This window comes from Paenibacillus sp. Cedars (genome assembly GCF_003184205.1).
GTDB classification, from domain to species: Bacteria; Bacillota; Bacilli; order Paenibacillales; family Paenibacillaceae; genus Paenibacillus_AQ; species Paenibacillus_AQ glucanolyticus.
On sequence record NZ_CP020866.1, the window covers coordinates 3,637,317 to 3,657,421 of the forward strand.

Sequence of the window (20,105 nt, forward strand, 5' to 3'; positions counted from 1 at the left end):
GACTCCTATACCTTATTATTTTATTTGTATTCTATCTAACCCTTGATACCGGCGTTTAAGTTAATAGACTGCACAAAGTATTTCTGGGCAAACAGGAACAACAGCAGCGTCGGAATGATCGCTAGAATGGCAGAGCCCATTAATTGGCCGATCATGCGATAATTGCCGTATATGTCCTGCAGCAGCAATAGACCTGCGGTGACCGGCATTTTCTCCACATCCGTATATACGATGACAGGCCAGAGAAAATCATTCCAGGACCCTGTGAAGGAAAACAACCCGCACACAATCAATACCGGCTTCATAAGCGGCAAGATGATAGAGTAATAGATTTTAAAATCTCCCGCACCATCAACACGAGCCGATTCATCCAAATCCTTGGGAACGCCCATCATAAATTGCCGAACCAGAAAAATGTTACCCATGCCCGCCAACCCCGGAATAATCATCGCCCATGACGTGTTCACCCAGCCCAGCGCATCGATGATTTTGTAAGACGGGATGAGATTAACCACGCCAGGAAAAAAGGAGATACCCAGCAAAGTAAAGAACAATGCATCTCTGCCTTTAAACTTCATGCGTGAATATCCATAACCAGTAAGTGAAATGACCACAATCACCAGCAGTGTATGCAGGGTTGCAATGAACACCGAGTTCATCAGCCAGCGTAAAATAGGGGCCGTCGACGTGTTCTGCAGAATGGTAACATAATTATCGAAAATCCAGTTGACGGGCAGCAATCTGAAACCGCTGGACACCACTTCAGCTTGCGAGCGAAAAGACGTGGTAATACCAAAAATGACGGGAATTGCCCATATGATACACAGCACAATCAGAAATGTGTAAGCTATATATTTTGAGATGCTTATATGAGATGCAGCCTTCTTCGGACCGGATGGACCAAGCCTTGGATTCTTCATATCGGTTTCATTTAATACCGGGTTCGACATTGCACAGTACACCTACCTTTATCGTTTCCGTTGCTTGCAAGCATGACTTGCCATCTATGAAGCGTTTCGGTTCATGACATAGTATTGAAGAGCTGAGATCACAAGTATGACTAATCCCAGCAGCACTGCCATTGCGGAAGCCATACCAGCAATCGATTCTCCATGACCGAAAGCCAGCTGCCGAATGTACATCATCAATACCGTTGTGCTCTGCCTTGGTCCCCCGTCCGTCATCATGAGCGGTTGACCGAATACGTTGAAGGCTCCGGCCGTTGTCATAACAAAGGTATAGATCAGCGGAAAACGAATCGACGGCAGCGTGATGCTCGAAAACCTGCGGACCGGTCCTGCTCCGTCCATTTCTGCTGATTCGTACAAATCCTTGGATACGCCGCTTATGGAGGCGCGGTAGATAATCATGTTTCCACCCACGCCGCCCCATACCGTAATGACAATGATAATGAGCCAAGCGTAGGGTTGATTTGCCGCCCAGACGGTTTCCGAACCGAAGATATTATTCGTGATTCCAAGCTGCTTATTAAATATTAATGACCAAATAAGTGCCGCCGCGGAAATCGAGATGAGTCCGGGTATATAGAGAATGGACTGGATGACATTTTTCATTTTCACTTTTTTATGCTCAAGTGAAACAGCAATCATTAAAGGGATGATAATTAATACAGGCACGCTCAGCACAACGAAAATCAGCGTGTTTTTCAGACCATTCATAAACTGGCTATAGAACGTGGACTCCGTGTTGAACAGAATTGTTTTATAGTTGGCAAGCCCCACCCACACGGGATCATTGATCAAATTCCATTGCGTAAACGATGCATATATCCCGTAAATGGTCGGCAGCAGGATAAATACGATAAATAAAATCAGATGGGGACCTACAAAGAAAAAAGGCGTCAACGACTTCTTATTCATACCCTTTCATGTCTCCTTTGGAGAAGAAATGTGTCTTGGATCCAACGACACGTTTCTTTTTTTCAATCGGTTCGGTTCAGATTCCCTGCCTGTTATTTCGCGCCGCTATTGCCCTCGGCTATTTTATCCTCTACAAACTTTTGCATTGTCACCAAAGTTTCGTCGATATCGACATTTCCTCTTACGATATCCCCTGCATAGGTATCTACGGCTTCTGCCACATACGGATAGTATTCATAGGTGTAGATGTACAACGATTCGATCTCCTTATCGTTAGAAGTGAAGAACGACTGGATGTAGCTGTCGTAATCAGGGCTCTCAATGACTTGTTTACTGGCCACGATCTGTCCCGCCTTTGCCCACTCTATGGAGTGTTCCCGTATGAATTCGAGGAACTGGCCAATGGCTTGTTCTTTTTCATCCGTTCTCTTCTCGTTCTTCAGCATGGAGAATAAGTGTGAGGAGGCACGGTTCGTGAATGTATCTGCACTGGTCGAATAGATGTTGGTTACGCCAAAATCCAATCCTTCCACGCTGGCATGTGCCGTCGAACTCCATGTGCCGTCTGTAGAAAATAAAACGTTTCCAGCTTGGAACATCAAGTATCCGTCTTCGCCGAACGGAGTCATTAACCCCGCATCCGATATCTTCTTAATCTCGGTCAGGGCCTGCTTCATGGCTTCTGTGTTTACGGCCGGCTTGCCGTCTTGCTCGATACCGCCGCCCAGATTCTGAATCTGAGCCAACACAACCCAGCCTAACAATGCATCGTTAACCACATAGTCGCCTTCATCTAACTTTCCTTGCAGGGATAATATTTCATCAATGGTAACGACATCGTCATCGAGAAAACTTTCGACATTGTATTTTTTGAGCAGGTTCTTGTTGTAATACATCGCATTGCTATGAATATCGAGAGGCACAGTATATTGGGTACCCTCCACATTTCCGGTTGCCCAGGCTTGTGGCAAATAATTGTCTTCTTTCAGTTCTGGTTGCGCTTGCATAACCGTTGTCATGGGTTCAAGTACGCCTTGCTTCACAAAGCTCGGCACCCGGTCGGCATGAATAATGGACAAATCCGGTACGCCCTTGCCGGAGTTCAGAACCGTGGATATCTTGGTATACATATCCGAAGTAATCACATGTTTCACTTTATACTCGGGATTTGTTGCATTATAGTCCTTTACGAGCTGATCCATGTAAGCTCCGTCATCACCTGTCAAAGGCGTCCAGAAGGTGATGGTGTTTTTGTCTCCGTTTCCACATCCCCCTAGAACTGCTACGGCTAACCATACAAGTATCAGTGAAACCCCCATTTTTTTCTTCAACAAACTCTCCTCCTATTACTAATCATTTGGTTAATCATTACCTGTAAGAGAAATGGAAACGATTAACTTTGGTTCAGTATACACTCGCTCTGAAAGCGGTGTCAATAACTTAAATATAAATCTAATATAATAATTTTATATTTAATTAACTATTATGTTAATCATATACTTGAAATTTTGTTTCTATAAAAGAGGTGATTTATATACAGGTTAACCTTGCCTATGGTATGATGCTTATTAGTTAATGATCTTTGTTCATCTTAGTTCATGAAAACTTTTTTGAAAGAAGTGGTCATATGCAATTGGAAATAGACAAGTCATCGCTTGTGGTTTATGAGGCGTTGGCCAGCGAAGTTCGAATCAAGATAATTCAGCTGCTCTCCAAAAACAAAATGAATATCAAGGATTTGGCTCAAGAACTTCAAATTAGCAGTCCGATTGTGACAAAGCATATTAAAAAACTGGAAGATGCGGGGATTATACGCACGGAGAAAATCCCCGGAAAATCCGGACAGCAAAAAATTTCAATCCTGAAAGTGGATCATATCGAAATCAATTTCCCCAAAAAAATTTTTCATTCTTTTGCTTCCTATGAAGCTTCGGTGCCTATCGGCCATTACACGGATTATGATCTGAAGCCTACCTGCGGCCTTGCGACTGAAAAGGAGTTTATCGGAAGGGTGGATGAGCCTAAGTATTTTATGGATCCGAAGCGGGTTGATGCAGAGATTCTATGGTTTACCGAAGGGTTTATCCAGTACAACATCGCTAACTTTCTTCAGAAGGACGAGAAGCTGCAGCAGTTCGAGATCAGCTTGGAGCTGTCGTCGGAATTTCCTTTTTCCAACGATGTTTGGCCTTCGGATATTACGTTTTCATTAAATGGGATTGAACTCGGTACGTGGACAAGCCCCGGGGATTTCGCAGATACGCGAGGGAAATATACACCTGAATGGTGGCCGCACAACATCAACCAATATGGACTACTGAAAACGATCCGGATTACAAGTCATGGCACATACATTGATGGCGACCCGCTCTCCCCTGTCTCTGTGAACGATCTGGATACCACTTGTGACCGTTGGACCTTTCGAATTGAAGTAAAGCCAGACGCGGAGCACGTTGGAGGAGCCACGATATTCGGCAAAAAATTCGGCAACCATGAACAAGATATCGAGTTCAAAATGTATTATCTGTGAGGGGGATAGGATCCCGAGCATTCAGAATGAGGAGCATATAGCGAGAAGAAACCAGCCGAATCAACGGCTGGTTTCTTTTTTACAAAAAATAAAATCACTCCTTTACAGGTTACTCATTCGCAACCAATAAAGGAGTGATTTCAATGTTAGTCCTTACCCTTTCAAGAAACCTTATGCTCGATTCTCAGCTTGTCTGCCACCATCGCGATAAACTCGCTGTTTGTTGGTTTGGATTTGCTGATGTTGATCGTATAACCAAACAGATGGCTGATAGAATCGATATTGCCGCGCGTCCAGGCCACTTCAATGGCGTGACGGATGGCACGCTCCACTCGGGAAGGCGTTGTTTTGAACTTCTCGGCAATGGCCGGGTAGAGTGTCTTCGTGATGGCTATTGAGCTGTCAAAAGTATCGAATGAGTAGAACAAATCCAAATGTTTATCGGGTTTCCGTGGGATTATTTATAGCTCAAATCCCCTTAATCAAACCTTACTTCACGACGTTCATAGTGTCAACCCGATAAATATCTAAGGGCATAATTGCAAATAAAAAACCAGCTAATACTTGTCAAGCATTACAGCTTGGTTAAATCATAGAATACTGATATACTTTTCTAAACAGCAAAAATAACCTTCATTGGCGTGAAGGTTATGGGAAAATATGGTTTTTAGGCCTTGTAGGGCTCGCTTTTACTTAGGATGGCATAAATGTGATGGAGAAGCTTGTTGGCGCAGGCGATCACGACCACCTTGTAGGGCTTGCCCTCTTTTCTTTTCTTGTCGTAATATTCACTTATCCTGCGGTTGGCACACCTGCGAATTCCGCACTGTACAGCAAGATATAGGGCTCGCCGTAGTCTCTTTGAGCCTCGTTTTGTAATCCGGTTGCTTGTAGCCGTGAACTTTCCTGAGCTGTAGATCCCCGGGTCTAAGCCTGCGTAGGCTACAAGTTGCTTCGCATCCTTGAATTGGCTTACTTCACCAAGCTCTGCCACGATGGCTGCCGCCAGCTTGTTCCCTACACCCGGGATACTTTTGACCAATTCCACTTCAGGCAGCTCCCCAGCCCGTTCTTCCATCTGCTTCTCCAAATGATTTAACTGTTTATCGAATTCCAACAGCAGTGAGACCATGCTAGTCAACGCTATGCTCTGGGATTGACTCCTCTCTTGTGCTTTCCAGCCCTGCATGAGTTCCTTCAACCGTTTTGTTTTCTCCTCAATCCATCCATTGGAGTGGGATTTACCTACACATTCACGGATAAGATCCCCCACATCCCCGATCTTGTTCTCCAAACATCGCTCTAGTACTTTTAATGACGTGGTCGCATACAGATTATGAAATAAACCGATGAACTCTGGAAACACCTGCTCAAGCAAAGCTCTGCTGTTTAACTTGGCCTGTACGTACATCGCGGTTACGAACTCATGTTGCCTCGTTAGGTGTTGAAGCTCGGTATAGCTTTCTTCCCACTCACGATGCGCTTTTACGTCCCCTCGGTAATACATCTCCGCTAAATGCCATGCATCTGCTGCATCTGTTTTCACCTTGCGAAGTTGCGTGCCTTTTGATCGTTTCGCTTGCAGAGGATTGACGATGCAATAAGTCCATCCACAGCGTTTAAGATACCCTACCAGACTTCGATGGTAATGTCCGGTTGCCTCAAGGACAACAACAGGCTCGTCGTCACATTTATGTTTGAGCATTCCTAACAGTTCCCCTAGCTGTTCAAAACCTTCCTTCCCATGCTGAAGTTTCTCGATCCTTCCGTAGGGTTCTTCACGACCGATAAAGTCTTGGATCACGCTAACCCCTTTTGCCACGTCTATTCCTACTACTGGCTGCATGCATAATAACCTCCTTGATTCGATTTACCGGCATTCCCACATGGTCTCCAACCCCATAGCTTCGCTTGTGATGCGAGGTCTAAAGCCTCTACCAGCTCAAACATGGTCATTGGACGGTAGTGAGAGAACTGTTTTTTTAACGGGATCTACGTCCCTAAGCCACCCTCGTTCTCCCGGCTACCACCATCGTATAATGCCTACAAAAATAGGCCAACCAGAAAAATCTCTGGCTGACCTATTAATACGAAGTCACCATAGCTGGTGACTTAACAAATCTTTTATGAATTTTAAGCGTCCTTGCCATTCACTAAACAAGCATCGATACTGGTTCCGCGGCGGTCTTTATTTAAATTGTTCAACTACAAGAGCCACACCTAGTTTAACTGCGATATCATAAGCCCAACCACCTATAGTTTTAATGATCTTTTTAGCTTTTGGTACATCGCCATCCTTAACTGCGAGTTCGGCTTCTGCAACCTTTGCAATCTCTAAAATTTGCTCAGGGCTCTTGGCTTGTTTCATAAGTTCTTCACGCAACAATGTTAATGACTCCATTAATTGTTCAGGGTCAGTATCTTGTTGCATCTGGTTTATCTGAGTTAATTGGTTGTTATTAGCAACAGCATTACGTCCTACTGCAGCGGCTTGATTTACATTATAAATCTCCACGGTGTTCCCCTCCATGTATATGTTAATACGTTCTCTCTCTTCATCTGATGTAATAGCCTGCCATGCATCATAATGCGCATAAACATCAGATATCAAGTGATCATCATGATACTCATGGTTTTTAAACTCTTCATAGGTTGCCTTTTTATAAGAACATTCAAGATCAAAACCAAAGGATTTGAACCGTGACCTACACTCGATATATATTACATAGCATTTCTTTTGTTCATCCTTGATGACTGCCTTTTTTAATGGACGATCATTATGCGGATTTATTACTGCTATTTGAAAAGGTACTGCGTAAATTGGAAGACTTAATGCGTAGTAGGATAATTCCCCCTGCTCAGTAGGAATATTTCGCCAAGGCAAACTCAACTGTGTTACTAAATCACTCGTACGAAGATGGTTCGAATTTAATTTTCTTGCACCATTAGTTCTTGCAGTCTTCCTTAATATTCTATCATGCTGGCGATTGTGAAAGTAGAATGGGCCGCTACGCTTTTCATCATACTCATTCGGGAAAGATATTATCAGTTGACCAGCAACAGCAGAATTGAGCTGGACTGTTTTTAATGTTCCATCATACTCAATCTTTTCAATAATTACAGAGTTTACATACATAAGTATCTACCACCGTTGACAAGAATTATCACAACTCAGTTTGCATAGTCCAAGTTAGTAATGAATTATAAAAAAGGGCACATATCACTCGCTGGAGTTATAATTGTTGTGTTTTGTCTGGCTCGTGTAACTCCAACTCGAAGACTCAATCGTGATTGCTCTATAGATTTGGTCCCACCGATCGTATTTACAATTTTACCTTGAAATAGTCCTTCGTAAATTATGACTTCATCGAATTCCTTACCTTTGGACTTGTGAATGGTCATAATATGAATTCCTCTATATTCTTTCGTCGATGAGGAAAAGTATTCCTGAAGCAAGGATAACCTTATTGCTTGTCCCGCTCCTCTATACGAACCGTAAGATCGCCACAATGTTGAAAGACTAGACCTAAGTTCTGACCCCTTGTGAAGTATTCTAAGATACTTGGAATCGACAACAACCTGTTTTATGACATCTGAACTGGACTTGGACAAGATATCGACTATTTGAATCCAGTCTTCACTGGGATTCCCGCTATATTCCAAATCATAAATGGCATCATTTATGGCTTTGCAATCGTTTATTATGCTTTGTCGCTTTGTTCCGCGAATTTTACCTGTCGCTAGATAATCCAACAAAGCTGTTGACAATTCCAAGTTTGCCTTGCTCGGAGGCTCATTCCCATTCCTTCCCCGAATGTGTTCACATAAGTTTTTTATTAATTGATTCAGACCATTTACCTTAGCAACACCTAAATCTAATAATTCCCCGATAAGAATCGCAGCAAGTGATGGTCCCGTTGTTTCAAGGGCAACCTCATGAGGAATTCTTCTCAATGTCTTGTTCCTTATATTCTGAGTTTCACTGAAGTAATCAGACACTTCTATCATCAGTCTCTTAGTAGGTACAAGCACCGCAACCGACCATTTACTCTTTTGACCTGCTGCAATTAATTTCCTAACTGCTTTAATGGCTGCCACTTTAACATCAAAATGAACCCAATCCCCTTTACGAAATGGATACGTTACTATTTGTACATTGTTGTATTTCTTTTCTTTATTTCGGCCAGCTAACAGGTCATTACCAAAAGTGGCTATATCGGTTCCGCTACTTCGATTATTCTCCGAGCCAAAATCAAACTGCTGCGGGCTATATTGCTTAATGAACTCTGAGATTCGTGCTGGATCAGCCCCTCTGAATTCATATATTCTTTGTTCAGCATCAGCTAGAGCTATCAGTCTACTCCTCTTGCCTAATTCTTTAATAAAGCTCCATTCATCCAGGTTAGTGTCCTGAAACTCATCAAGAATAACAACAGGGTAAGCATCAGAGATAATCCTTGCCAAGGAGTTACTTCGTGATAGTAGTTCTGCCCCCAAACTTGCAAACAAATCAAAATGTACGATTCCCTCGACATCAAATAATCGCTTTTTCTCAGCCGCTTTCTGTTCGTTGCTGATATTCGCAAATCTGGATGCAGCTTCAGGCGGTGTCAGCAGCTTTAACGGTGACTTGGAGTTCAACAAGTACCCATGACTCCGTAATATCCCCCAGATAAATCCGTGATATGTATTAACTTCAATATGCTTTTTATTATCAGTTGATATCATTTGGCCGACCTGTTCTTCAACGCGAGAAACAGTTGCTCGTGCAAAACTTAGAAATAAAACCAGTTGTCCCTTACTCAAACCACCCTGCTCAATTATTTGATTCGCCTTCAATAAAGCAATTGTTGTCTTCCCAGAACCAGGCCCTCCCAAAATTAACAAGGGGCCGTTTGTATTTAGCAATCTCTTCTTTTGATCCGAGAGTTCAAACATCCGATTCCCTCCCGCCTCTTATTTCGCCATTAATCCAGTAGATCGTCATCATCCTCTTCAATATCTCCTGAATTGCCAGCTCGTGATTCGATAATTGCTTGTATAGCTTGTAATGTATCCTTGATAAAGCCTGGCATCTCAGCTTCTTCACACTGGTTAATAAAGTCAGATGCTACGCCAGCAGCTTTTGACTGCTTGAAGAATTCTCGGAGACTCTTTTTAAGTTCCTCATCGGTGCTACTTACAGTGACTTTAGATAAATGGGTAGGCCATTCTCCCGCTTCAATTACTGATTTTGCATAACGCCGTAAAGCCGCAATACCAGAACCATTAACTATCAAGTCTTCAAACCCTTTTTCTTGAGCTTCGAAAGGATGGTCGACTGCAAGATCAATTAGCTTTTTACTTTCATCAGTTTGCTTATCAAAAACAGCCAAGGTTGACTTACCTATGCTTCTAAAATAAGCTCCCAACGCGGCTACTTTTGACTCCCCTTCAGCATTAATAATAGCTATTCCTAGTTCCTCAAGTGTCCTGTACTTGAACGGGAGTAACTGTTGCAATCTTCTTGCCGCCGCTGGAAATGAATCGTACTCCGTTCTACCTTCTGTTATTAATACAGTTCGTGTAAGTAATGCCTCACAGAATCTTCTCCTAAACTCATCCCGATATGCTTTTGGTTTCACACTTGGAGGATATTGAGCGGGTTTGCCAGAAAGTATTCCATGCTGCCTCGTTATGACAAGAATTTCAGAAGGATCAAGCTCCTCCAACACATAAGGAGAATGAGATGTGAAGATGGCTTGAGATGATTTAGCTATGATACTGTGAATAATCCTTTTTTGGGTATGCGGTGGAATCGCAATTTCTGGCTCTTCCATAGCAAATATAACATTGTTTTTGAGCTCTGCAATCATGGACAGCAAAGTCAGCACAAGCGTATTAATAGTCCCTGTTCCTTGATATTGAAAAGGTGCAGCGTATTCCTCGCCATCGCTACGGACAGCACCTGTCCCCATAAATACGGTTAGTGCCTTTCTCATACTGGAACGTGTCAAATCGGAAACGCGAAAATGAGGCTTATCAGCCCATTCCGATGGAACTAATGCTCTCAAGCCCTCCTGTACAGAAGTCAGAATTTCAGTAACACCTAAAGCGGGATCGTCTGCAACAGTTATCTTCCTAAGCTTAACTAATACCTCTTCCCACATTGGGAGGTTTATTTCTTTCAAACGAACTATAATGTCGAGGAGTGAGCCCTTCTCTAGACTGAGTGCTCTCGAACCTGTTCTAAGAGTGCGTAGTAATAAGAAACCACAAAGACGTTTATCCTTTGTACCAAAAATGTCTCGTGAACCATCATCTTTCATTGGTGATTCAAAATAAGTCTTACCAATGAAGTCGTCTTCGTCCTCATCATATCTCCCTGTAAAAGAAACACGTAATGCTGGAACAACCTTTTCTTCATCTGTAGATTCTGGTGGTGGGCCATCCAGGATAGTTTGTTTTTCATTATGCCACCATTCTAAATGGTTCCTGAAATGCCTCTGCTGGTCTTCAGTCAAATCGACTACAACTACTTCAATATTTATTTCTACGAGGTTACTCTCGCTGCCGAGATATTCTCCTGCATAGAAGTCATGCTCATTAATCACTGAAGGTCTTGATAACCTGTCTGGTCCAAGGACAAGATCAATAGCCTCCAATACTGAAGACTTACCTATGTTATTATCTCCAACAAGCACTGTCTTTGGATTTAACAATAACTCGCCTTCTTTTATGCCCCTAAAGTTACGGATACGAAGTCTCGAAATCCTCAATAGACTCACCTCAATGGTACTTTATATCATAACTTTCGACTTATTCAGACTAATTTCCTGCATTTAGAAAAAGAAAGTGCCCCGTGGGCACTAGTCTTGAAAAATGAATTATTGGAATAAAAGAGCTAATTGCCGATGTGATCTCCATGGTATTTACTGTATCGAAATGTCCAAATGCCTGCTTTAGATTAGGTCTGCTTTACTTATCTCTGATTTTCTGATTGTTATAATAGGCTAGTAATTATAAAAGAGATCATGTAACCACACACCTTAAATGTCGTGAGACATATTGATACACCGCGAGTCCTAGAAAGTATAGGCTTGAGAGTATTTGCATTCTTCATCAGCCATACTTTGATCCAACATATCGTTATGTCCCTCATTAAATAAATTTATTGGACAATATTGTTCTAACTCATCATAACAGATACTGGATGGCGCTTTAATTTATCGATTTTTCTAAGTTCACTCTCAAGTATCTCACCTGCATCTTTGATTGCGTGATATACATCATCTACTACTTCTCTATTCCTATTACGATTCATGTCAACATTTATAGGATTTGCGAAAGTGGCGACAAAGAGAAAATCACGTTCAAACTCTCTTATACGAATCTCAGCCCTTCCATCAATTTTTTCAACTTTCCCGTCTATTGCTGCATAACCATCATCGTATTCCTGTCTTGTTATATATCTATCAAGAAACCATGCTGCTTCTTCCGTTTTTTGTCCAAAATCTTCATAAATACCAAATCGAGGCATGGGACCACATTGTAACAGTATATATTGGTGATCGAGACCACTGTCTTTTTTCACCCAAATTTCTTCAATACGACATTCACTACTATCAAATATCCAAATATGCTCATCCAACTGTCGTATGTTCTCAATAGGACAATCTGAAGAGCCTTGAGTCCACCATAATCGTAGTTTACTGTACTCCTCGGCTAACCTTTTCATAATGTAATCAATCTTTTGTTTTTCTGTAATCCTAACTAGTCCTCTCTTCCCTGGACAAGCAGATCTGATAATATCATCGAACCTTCTTAGAGTATTTATTACTTTGTCTTCCTCACTTTCTCGAATCACAGGAGGGTTAAGCGCAGTATGAATAAGTTTGGATAACTCTTTGGCACTTTGTGGTCTATTTGATGGCTCGTACTGAAGAAGCAGATCAACAACTGAATCTAAAGGTTTGAAAGATTCATGTACACTTGTTAATTTAGTTCTATTTACACCTCTTACAGTATCACCTGAACCAGCCATTGAATTAACTGACCGACTGCAAACAAGTCCATTGTAGGCCTTGGATCAGGGTTTGCTTGAAACTGTTCTGGCGCAGAATAGCCAAAGTTAGCTAGGCGATCCTTCTTCTCGGTTTTAACTAGTCGTTCATAATGTTCAGGATCAAACCATGAGATTCCGAAGTCCGCAAGCACTACATCGTTGTTTTCATCAATTAGAAGATTCTGAGGCTTAATATCACGATGAACTATATTATTGCTATGAATCTTATCAAGACAAAAAATAAGTTGCTCAACTATGGGGATAACATTTCCGATCTCTTTGATTTCATTCTTTTTTCTCCATGTGTTCAGTGTATCAGGATATTTCTTCATGACCATGTATGGAAATGTGCTATTCTCCACTGTTAAATGACCATAGTGAAAAATCGGGACAACGGCTTGTGAATCTGATAGCTTTATTATTTCTCGAACTTCGGTTAAAAACCTATAATGCCTAGTTGTAATTTCATTTGCACAATCTTCTGCAAGAAACTTTATTGCAACAAGTGTCCTTCCCCACATTGCAGAAAAAACTAAAGCATTTCCTCCTTGCCCCAGCTCTTCTTGTACTTCAAAATCACCTAAAAGTGAACCAATGCATTTTGTTTCTTTAGATATCTTCGTAACGTGTTCTTATGTTGATCTATAACGCTTGACATTTAACTGCACTCCCAAAAAAGAAATAATATTTGCTTTTCTTGAACCGACATAGACGTACTTAGAGGAATCTAAATTGAAATTCATTTAAACGTTCGACAGAAATAGGTAATAACCCTGCTTTTAACCAAAAGAAAAGCGCCACGTAGGCGCTATTTCTGTCGTTTCATTGTTTCAGTTTGTGAATCGGTCGCGTAGGTCATCTTCTTCTTATCATCGCTTAATTCAAGCTCAGCCTGCTTCGTATCATTAATCTTAATAACGATTTGATACTCATCCATGTATGTAATGCCGAAAGATTCCTGATATGGTTCCCGCTCTTGATAGGAGTTGAGTGTGCCGCCTGAATCTCCATCCAGCTTTATTTCGAAGCATAGCACTTGTAGCGAATCGCACCATTTACCGTTGAATCCGCTAATCAATTCAACTCCTTCACTAATCGCTTGGCCTTCGCCATTTCTTTCAAGGTTAATCCTTTGCTCATTAGTCTTATAGCCCAAAACACCTGAGTCATACAAGGTCAGAATAAGCGGCTTTTCCTCGCTTCCGAGCATTGTCATTAGCTGCGTATCACTGGATTTTACAAACTTGAAGGGAACAGGGCTCTCCGAGCCTTGGTTGTAATATGTGATTACTCCGCGCTTGTCATCTGTGAATGTGATATTGATTGCCAACTCGTCTGAACCTGGCGTACTAATTCCCTTTTCTTTTGTAGCCAAGTCAATTTGTAAAGTAGTACCGCTTAAGCTTTAAATAGAGATACTTGCGCAAATAACCAAGATAGTTATAAGCGATGACTTCTGTCTGACTATGCTTTCGATAATAGCTTTTCGTCATCTTCCTGGCTATTATAAATGACTCCTGATAGAGATCATCTCTGCTTGGCCTAGTGTACCAATAGAGTGTAGCCAGCCTTTCAATAGCACGGCTGACGATCACTTGTACCAGTGGATTGGTATAGATCGCATTTACTCTTGTATCGTTAAAGGGTCCAACATCGGTAAAGACCGTATGCAGACGTTCAAATGCCTTATCAAAAAGATCATCTGCATAATCAATGATCTCCCCATACCAGTCAACTGAATCGATCAAATGATACTTGATTTGCGGGAAACGATCATCGACAGCGAGCGAATCAAGTTCATCAGCTTGCCCGTTTCCCCATACACGTTCAAACTCCATCCTCCATCTTTCCATTACTATCATCCTCCGTTGTGACGGCACTTCCGATGTTGCTCCTTCCCGTTCCTCGATTGTATCGCAGGAAATTGAACATACTGCATCTGTGTCGTTTGATTTAGACATATTATATCCACTTATATTCACTTTTGCAATACATACTATTGCATTTTTGAAACAAAAGTGTTATGATATCAATTAGAAAGGACGTGTAGCTGATGGGAATGATTCCTTACCAAACTTCTAGCGATGACTTAAAGCAGCTTCAAAGCTTTGAAACGGCAGGCGAGATTCACAAATTCATCCGCGAGAAAGCGGAAGCATTCAATTCAGGCATGTTTTCGATTAACGCTTTGGCGGAAAAAGTTGAAACCTCTCCCTCGACGCTATCAAGATTCGAGTCAGGAAAACAACACGGGCTGAAAGCGTCGGTACTCTCCAAAATCGCACAAGTCATGGCCGTTCCAATCGAAGCTTTTCAGGTGGATTACTACCGAAATGATCCGCGACCGTTTACGATTTGCGGAATAACACCCTCCATCAAGAACTTCGACTTAATCGAACCGTCACATCGAATGCATCTGAACCTCAAGGCATATTCGCCAGCGGGAGTAATGTATGAGGAAGTGGACGAAATCGTAGAGATGAGCGTACTGGAGCATGAGGAATTCATCGAGGAAGTAAACAGCTTAATTAAGAAGCTCAGAGTTCGGAGAGATACATGGGCAAGGAAGAAAGCTGCCATTGATGAATTAAGCAGAAAGGGATGACTTCGATGATCAATGCAGAGGACGAACTTCGACAATTATTAAACGCCTTCCATAAAGGTGGATATTCCTTAGAACGATTATCAGAAATGACTGGAAGGAACATTAGATTACTTCAAGCGTTTATTGCTGGTAATTACCATTTATCAGACGATACTTGCCGCGACATAACGTATTCACTCATAACAGATAACGAATCAGCTTCAATTCTGTTAAGAGAACTTGATGAAGAGTTTGTACACCTCCCAAGTTAGAGTTAGGCAATATCTAGCCCCCCAAAGAAGGTCACGCATGGATCAAGCCCTCTGCACACCGTCAGCATGGCGTAATTCATCCAATTGTCAGCCAAGGAATTAGGACAAGTGTCAGTGGATCGCTCTGCCTGTTAAGGTTGAACTGAATGCATCTCTCCCTTGACAGGCAATGTAACGAGCTAATTTATAACGGATTTAGAGAAGGATCGCCATTCCATCCGCGGCCATGTCTTGGGTTATTCCCTTTCTTGGTTAGCTCCCCAACATGATAAAGGTCACATCCCCGAAGGAGTTTATTCAATTGCTCTTTGCGCTGCTTGAAGACATGGGAATCCACGCCGTTACAATCCCCATGAGCGATGATTACGTAGTCGACATTCTTACATATTTTAGTAATCCATTTATCGTTCACGGCATGATTAAGTTCAGCGTTCCCCTTTCCCCTGAGTCCTCGTGGTTGAGGATCAGCATACGACCACAGATTTAAGCAGTAAATTTTATCAAAGATTTCCTGCTCATTATCATTACACCAGCATAATACCTTCCCAATAGTCGGATCAGGACTCCAATCTAGTTTGTTGGCATCCTTCCAATCTGTACTTGATCCATTCATCTGAATTATGGCTACACTCATACAGTTCCTTGGCACAACAGATTCGAATTTCAATACATATCTGTGCCTTCCAACTGTATAGCTGTAGTCATCTGGTTTGATCCTTATTAGCCTATAATAATCTTTAGACCTTGCCGAATTTGATTTCAATGATTGTCCACTCCTATGGATTGATAAGCTTATATACACCATTACCTAGGGCTTCATAATCGTTGTAAGTAACAGCGTGATGTTTCTTGGCATTACTGCAACACCTAGAAGTGATATGAGTGCTGATGGTCGATTCAGCATAGGTCGTATTGTTTTTCTTCATAAACTCAATTGCTTCTTTAGGCGTAAACCGATTATCACCCTTAGCTTTAACTATCGCTCTCGTTGCAAGCAATAACTCATCCCTGCAAGTTCCTTTCCTCATTGCAAATCACTCCACTCATGGTTTTCCTCATCTTACCATGAACTTCAGTTTCCAGAATAGTAAGCTCCTATTGTGATTGAGTGTTGTGATTAGAGTGAATGTCTAATTCATTTCCGCATTCAGCATCCATTGTTTTCATATTCTGTGCGGGCTACAATCCGTTCAAGAGGTGAGAACAATATTACGGTTTTTAACCCGATCTATTAAGAATCCCCCCGCTTTCCTAACCTCAAGAGCCTAAAAACGCCTCCTAGAGCTTCACTCCGCAATCAAATCCCGTCCATATGCGCGATAGGACTATGCTTCTGATACTTAGATAAGCTTTTTGAGTTACTTCGACCGAGCTATGCCCCAGAATGCGGCACAAGCTGAATCAGTCCCCGTTATTCAAGATATAGTACTTAGCAAAGTTATTCCTCAGTTGATGAGGATGGATGGATACCCTACCCGTTCTCCCGCTTCGCGCAATACTCTTTCATAATTGCGTACTTCAAGTTGCGTTCCTCTGGTCGTCGGAAACAAGAACGGGCTTTCTGAATATCTGTCCTTGTACTTCATCCACTGTTTCATGTCATTAGCCAGCTTGAACGAGAAGTACACATATCGCTCCTGCTTATTCTTCGGATTCGTGATTAAGATGCTCTTATTGGGGTATAGTCAAAATGCTCTGGGAATAAGGACAGGCATTCTCCAATTCGCATTCCCGTATCCAGCAATAGCTTGGTAATAATATAGTTCCTGTAGCCGTGAATGGTTGATGAATCAAACTGCTTTAATACTCGCTTGATTTCATCAGGCGTCAGTATCTTCTTCATCTTCCGTTCAGGCTTAGGGTTGTCGATACTGTCCACTGGATTCTTTGGAATTTCCCGCTCGGCGTGGTACAGATAATTGAAAAACACTTTAATGTTCCGAACGTAGTTGGCTATGGTTGTCGTCGATATGTCCTTCTTATAATCGCTTCGGTTATCGGGATGATTAATGTTCTTGCTTTCTTCCTTGTTGACGACCGTGTACTTGCCCCGCTCCCGCAGATACTTGATGTATTGGCGAATATGTCCCGATTGCACTTTCTTCACATCTTCAATATCAAAGCTCTGCTTCAGGAACAGAGTAAACAGCTTAAGGCTTTGTTCATAGGATGCCAAAGTCTTGCGGGAAAGATTCTTGGAACTGCAATAAAGCATAAAATTGTCGATGTGAAATTCCATGTCTGTCATAAGAAATACCACTCCTTTATAGGGTTGTTGGGAACCCAATAAACAAGCGGTATTTGTTGGCTTACTCATTCGATATTTATTGGCTCAAAACGTCCGCTTTCGGATATTTATAGCCAAAACTGCAATAGCCCTTGACACGCTAAAAGCCTTACGGCTCTTGCTTTCAGGAGACCTTATGCTCGATTCTCAGCTTGTCTGCCACCATCGCGATGAACTCGCTGTTTGTTGGTTTGGATTTGCTGATGTTGATCGTATAACCAAACAGATGGCTGATGGAATCGATATTGCCGCGCGTCCAGGCCACTTCAATAGCGTGACGGATGGCACGCTCCACTCGGGAAGGCGTTGTTTTGAACTTCTCGGCAATTGCCGGATACAGTGTTTTGGTTATCGCACCCAAAATTTCGATATTGTTGTATACCATGGTAATCGCTTCCCGCAAATATTGGTAACCTTTGATATGAGCAGGAACGCCAATTTCGTGAATAATCGATGTGATATTCGCATCCAAATTCTTGCCCTTGCCCATAGGAACCACATTGGATTTCATGCTTGAAAACGGCGTGCTGGACGAGATATTGCTTGGCGATCCAACCAGCTGGCGAATGCGGCTAGCCAGAACCTCCATATCAAACGGCTTCAGAATATAATAAGAGGCACCCAATTGCACAGCACGCTGAGTAATATTCTCCTGACCAAATGCCGTGAGCATAATGACTTTCGGCTGTGGAGACAGGTTCATATCGCGTAAACGCTCAAGTACGCCAAGTCCATCCAGATGAGGCATAATAATATCAAGGATTAGCACATCTGGTGCTTTTCCTGATTCCTCAATCATGTTCAATACTTCTTCGCCATTATAAGCGATTCCGGATACCACCATGTCTTGTTGATCCGAAATGTATTCACCAAGCAGGTTTGTAAACTCACGGTTGTCATCTGCCAATAATACTTCGATCTTTTGCAATTCGTGCTCCTCCTTTATCAGATCAGTGATTAGTTTAGAACATTTTCTTGTGTTTAAAGTTTTCGACATGCTTATTTAAATTCCTTCTGTCGAAAATTATTTTTCTTTATTTTTTTTTGAAGTTGATTTATAATTAAATATTTTGTTTCAAATTAATCTGTATTTCGTTCTTTTACGACAAAAAATCTCAAGGCATTAACCTGCCTTAAGATTTTGAGGAGTTGACTCTGTAGATTGTAGTACACCGGAATCCTGAAGCATCCATTCAATAAAGCATCCATATCCCGATTTGGGATCATTCACAAACACGTGGGTTACAGCTCCAATCAGCTTACCGTCTTGGACGATTGGACTGCCGCTCATGCCCTGTACGATACCGCCTGTCTTCTTGAGCAGCCTTGGGTCCGTAATGCGCAGCACAAGCCCTTTCGTTGCCGGAACGTCCTGTTTGGACACATGAACAATCTCAACTGTAAAGCGTTCGACTTCCTGACCTTCAACAACGGTCAAAATCTCGGCTGGGCCTTCCTGAACCTCATGAGACATGGCAACCGGTATCGGCTCCTGATAAACCCCGTGATCCGGCAGATCATTCATTTTACCAAAAATGCCAAAGTGGGTGTTACGCTCGACGTTGCCCAAAATCTTGCCGTCCTTCGTGAAGGTTGCCCGTTTTTCTCCCGGCTCGCCTTCTTCACTACGGCTAATGGACGTGACGTTAGACTGAACGATCTGGCCACTTCCAACCTCAATAGGGGTTTGAGTATTCATATCGGTGATGACATGGCCCAGGGCGCCATAGACTTTCTGGTGGGGTGCATAGAAGGTCAAGGTGCCTACACCTGCGGCAGAATCACGGATATAGAGGCCAAGGCGCCAGCTTTGATCTTCCTGGTCATAAGCTGGACTCAGCTTGGTCTTCATTTCTTTACCGCCCCGCTTAAAAGAGATATCCAGTGGCCGCTTGGCTTTGCCCGCCTTCTCCACGAGATCTGCAACCTTAGTTACGTCATTAAGCGGCTTGCCATCCATCGTCATAAGCAGATCGCCAAGTTTTAAACCTGCTGCTTCTCCGGGTGACACTTTGGCACCGTTTTGAACGCGTACCAGGTGATGACCAACCACGAGAATTCCAGAGGATTTCACTTTGACACCGATGGTTTGACCACCCGGGATTACCTTGAGTTCAGGCATCACTTTGACATGTACAGTCTTCAGAGGAATTTTACCGAATAATTTCAGTGTAACTTCAGCTTTTCCGCTTTGCTGAGGATTTAAGTGCAGCGGATGCTTCAATGATACTTGAAGCTGCGATTCGCTGGAGCCGTTGAGTTGCACGACATCCGGACGATCTACTGAAGCGAGTGCTTGAACGGGCATGGCAACATCCAGGCGGGACTGCTGACCGGAAATCAACCTAAGCTCATCAGGCAATGAAGCAAAAGATTGGACAGGATCAGCAGATCCAAGGAAACAAAGAAGGAAAGCAAGAACGAAACCGAGCAGTTTTCTCCTGAGGTTAGGCTTCAATGGCTGTCACGCTCCCTTTTTCTTCTTTCGCTTGACGAAAAGGTGGTCGC

19 protein-coding genes and 1 pseudogene are annotated in these 20,105 nt (G+C 42.5%); 2 read left to right on the plus strand and 18 right to left on the minus strand.

Annotated features, from left to right (window positions below):
- Positions 1–35: 35 nt before the first annotated feature.
- From B9D94_RS18375 to B9D94_RS18385, 3 genes are all read right to left on the minus strand, one after another.
- Positions 36–950 carry a carbohydrate ABC transporter permease gene (locus B9D94_RS18375; protein ID WP_006209388.1) on the minus strand — a complete coding sequence of 305 codons (915 nt, stop codon included), beginning with the start codon at positions 948–950 and terminating at the stop codon, positions 36–38.
- A 54-nt stretch (positions 951–1,004) separates the two neighbouring features.
- Positions 1,005–1,880, minus strand: coding sequence for a carbohydrate ABC transporter permease (locus tag B9D94_RS18380; protein WP_063479106.1), 876 nt, complete (start codon positions 1,878–1,880; stop codon positions 1,005–1,007).
- A gap of 92 nt (positions 1,881–1,972) precedes the next feature.
- Positions 1,973–3,214: an extracellular solute-binding protein gene (locus B9D94_RS18385; protein ID WP_036636775.1), complete on the minus strand. Its 1,242-nt coding sequence runs from the start codon at positions 3,212–3,214 to the stop codon at positions 1,973–1,975.
- 293 nt (positions 3,215–3,507) lie between these two features.
- On the opposite strand from B9D94_RS18385, the gene B9D94_RS18390 reads away from it, so the two are divergent.
- Positions 3,508–4,410: an ArsR/SmtB family transcription factor gene (locus B9D94_RS18390; RefSeq protein WP_006209385.1), complete on the plus strand. Its 903-nt coding sequence runs from the start codon at positions 3,508–3,510 to the stop codon at positions 4,408–4,410.
- Between the two features lie 161 nt (positions 4,411–4,571).
- Here the strand turns inward: B9D94_RS18390 and B9D94_RS18395 are convergent.
- From B9D94_RS18395 to B9D94_RS18435, 9 genes and pseudogenes are all read right to left on the minus strand, one after another.
- Positions 4,572–4,802 (minus strand): annotated as a pseudogene (locus B9D94_RS18395) (sporulation initiation factor Spo0A C-terminal domain-containing protein); the annotation flags it as partial.
- Between the two features lie 275 nt (positions 4,803–5,077).
- A complete protein-coding gene (locus B9D94_RS18400) occupies positions 5,078–6,256 on the minus strand; it encodes an IS110 family RNA-guided transposase (RefSeq protein ID WP_148247665.1) in 1,179 nt (392 codons plus the stop codon).
- A 342-nt stretch (positions 6,257–6,598) separates the two neighbouring features.
- Positions 6,599–7,546: a hypothetical protein gene (locus tag B9D94_RS18405; protein ID WP_148247666.1), complete on the minus strand. Its 948-nt coding sequence runs from the start codon at positions 7,544–7,546 to the stop codon at positions 6,599–6,601.
- Positions 7,547–7,611: 65 nt separating this feature from the next.
- Positions 7,612–9,348 carry a UvrD-helicase domain-containing protein gene (locus B9D94_RS18410; protein ID WP_148247667.1) on the minus strand — a complete coding sequence of 579 codons (1,737 nt, stop codon included), beginning with the start codon at positions 9,346–9,348 and terminating at the stop codon, positions 7,612–7,614.
- 29 nt (positions 9,349–9,377) lie between these two features.
- Positions 9,378–11,111 (minus strand): AAA family ATPase, encoded by a 1,734-nt coding sequence (locus tag B9D94_RS18415; RefSeq protein WP_253805997.1) that lies wholly within the window; start codon positions 11,109–11,111, stop codon positions 9,378–9,380.
- A gap of 467 nt (positions 11,112–11,578) precedes the next feature.
- Entirely contained in the window at positions 11,579–12,433 is an 855-nt protein-coding gene (locus tag B9D94_RS18420; protein WP_148247669.1) for a hypothetical protein, read from the minus strand.
- Complete coding sequence (locus B9D94_RS18425; RefSeq protein ID WP_253805998.1) at positions 12,409–12,975, minus strand: serine/threonine protein kinase; 567 nt, start codon at positions 12,973–12,975, stop codon at positions 12,409–12,411. The genes B9D94_RS18420 and B9D94_RS18425 overlap by 25 nt, the downstream gene beginning before the upstream one ends.
- A 287-nt stretch (positions 12,976–13,262) precedes the next feature.
- Entirely contained in the window at positions 13,263–13,784 is a 522-nt protein-coding gene (locus B9D94_RS18430; protein ID WP_172963967.1) for a hypothetical protein, read from the minus strand.
- A 46-nt stretch (positions 13,785–13,830) separates the two neighbouring features.
- On the minus strand, positions 13,831–14,307 hold the full coding sequence (locus tag B9D94_RS18435) for a hypothetical protein (protein ID WP_148247672.1): 477 nt from the start codon (positions 14,305–14,307) through the stop codon (positions 13,831–13,833).
- Between the two features lie 200 nt (positions 14,308–14,507).
- Here B9D94_RS18435 and B9D94_RS18440 point away from each other — a divergent pair, with 200 nt between their 5' ends.
- A complete protein-coding gene (locus tag B9D94_RS18440; RefSeq protein ID WP_148247673.1) occupies positions 14,508–15,059 on the plus strand; it encodes a helix-turn-helix domain-containing protein in 552 nt (183 codons plus the stop codon).
- 435 nt (positions 15,060–15,494) lie between these two features.
- Here B9D94_RS18440 and B9D94_RS18445 read toward each other — a convergent pair whose 3' ends face one another.
- The 6 genes from B9D94_RS18445 to spoIVB form a co-directional block, all read right to left on the minus strand.
- Complete coding sequence (locus tag B9D94_RS18445; protein ID WP_172963968.1) at positions 15,495–16,073, minus strand: DUF1643 domain-containing protein; 579 nt, start codon at positions 16,071–16,073, stop codon at positions 15,495–15,497.
- A gap of 13 nt (positions 16,074–16,086) precedes the next feature.
- A complete protein-coding gene (locus B9D94_RS18450; RefSeq protein ID WP_148247675.1) occupies positions 16,087–16,338 on the minus strand; it encodes a DUF7669 domain-containing protein in 252 nt (83 codons plus the stop codon).
- 417 nt (positions 16,339–16,755) lie between these two features.
- Positions 16,756–16,938, minus strand: a complete 183-nt coding sequence (locus B9D94_RS31555) for a hypothetical protein (RefSeq protein WP_253805999.1) — start codon at positions 16,936–16,938, stop codon at positions 16,756–16,758.
- 32 nt (positions 16,939–16,970) lie between these two features.
- Entirely contained in the window at positions 16,971–17,558 is a 588-nt protein-coding gene (locus B9D94_RS18455; RefSeq protein ID WP_253806000.1) for a tyrosine-type recombinase/integrase, read from the minus strand.
- A gap of 163 nt (positions 17,559–17,721) precedes the next feature.
- Entirely contained in the window at positions 17,722–18,525 is an 804-nt protein-coding gene (gene spo0A, locus B9D94_RS18460; RefSeq protein ID WP_006209384.1) for a sporulation transcription factor Spo0A, read from the minus strand.
- 195 nt (positions 18,526–18,720) lie between these two features.
- Complete coding sequence (spoIVB, locus tag B9D94_RS18465; protein ID WP_148247676.1) at positions 18,721–20,055, minus strand: SpoIVB peptidase; 1,335 nt, start codon at positions 20,053–20,055, stop codon at positions 18,721–18,723.
- Positions 20,056–20,105: the final 50 nt, after the last annotated feature.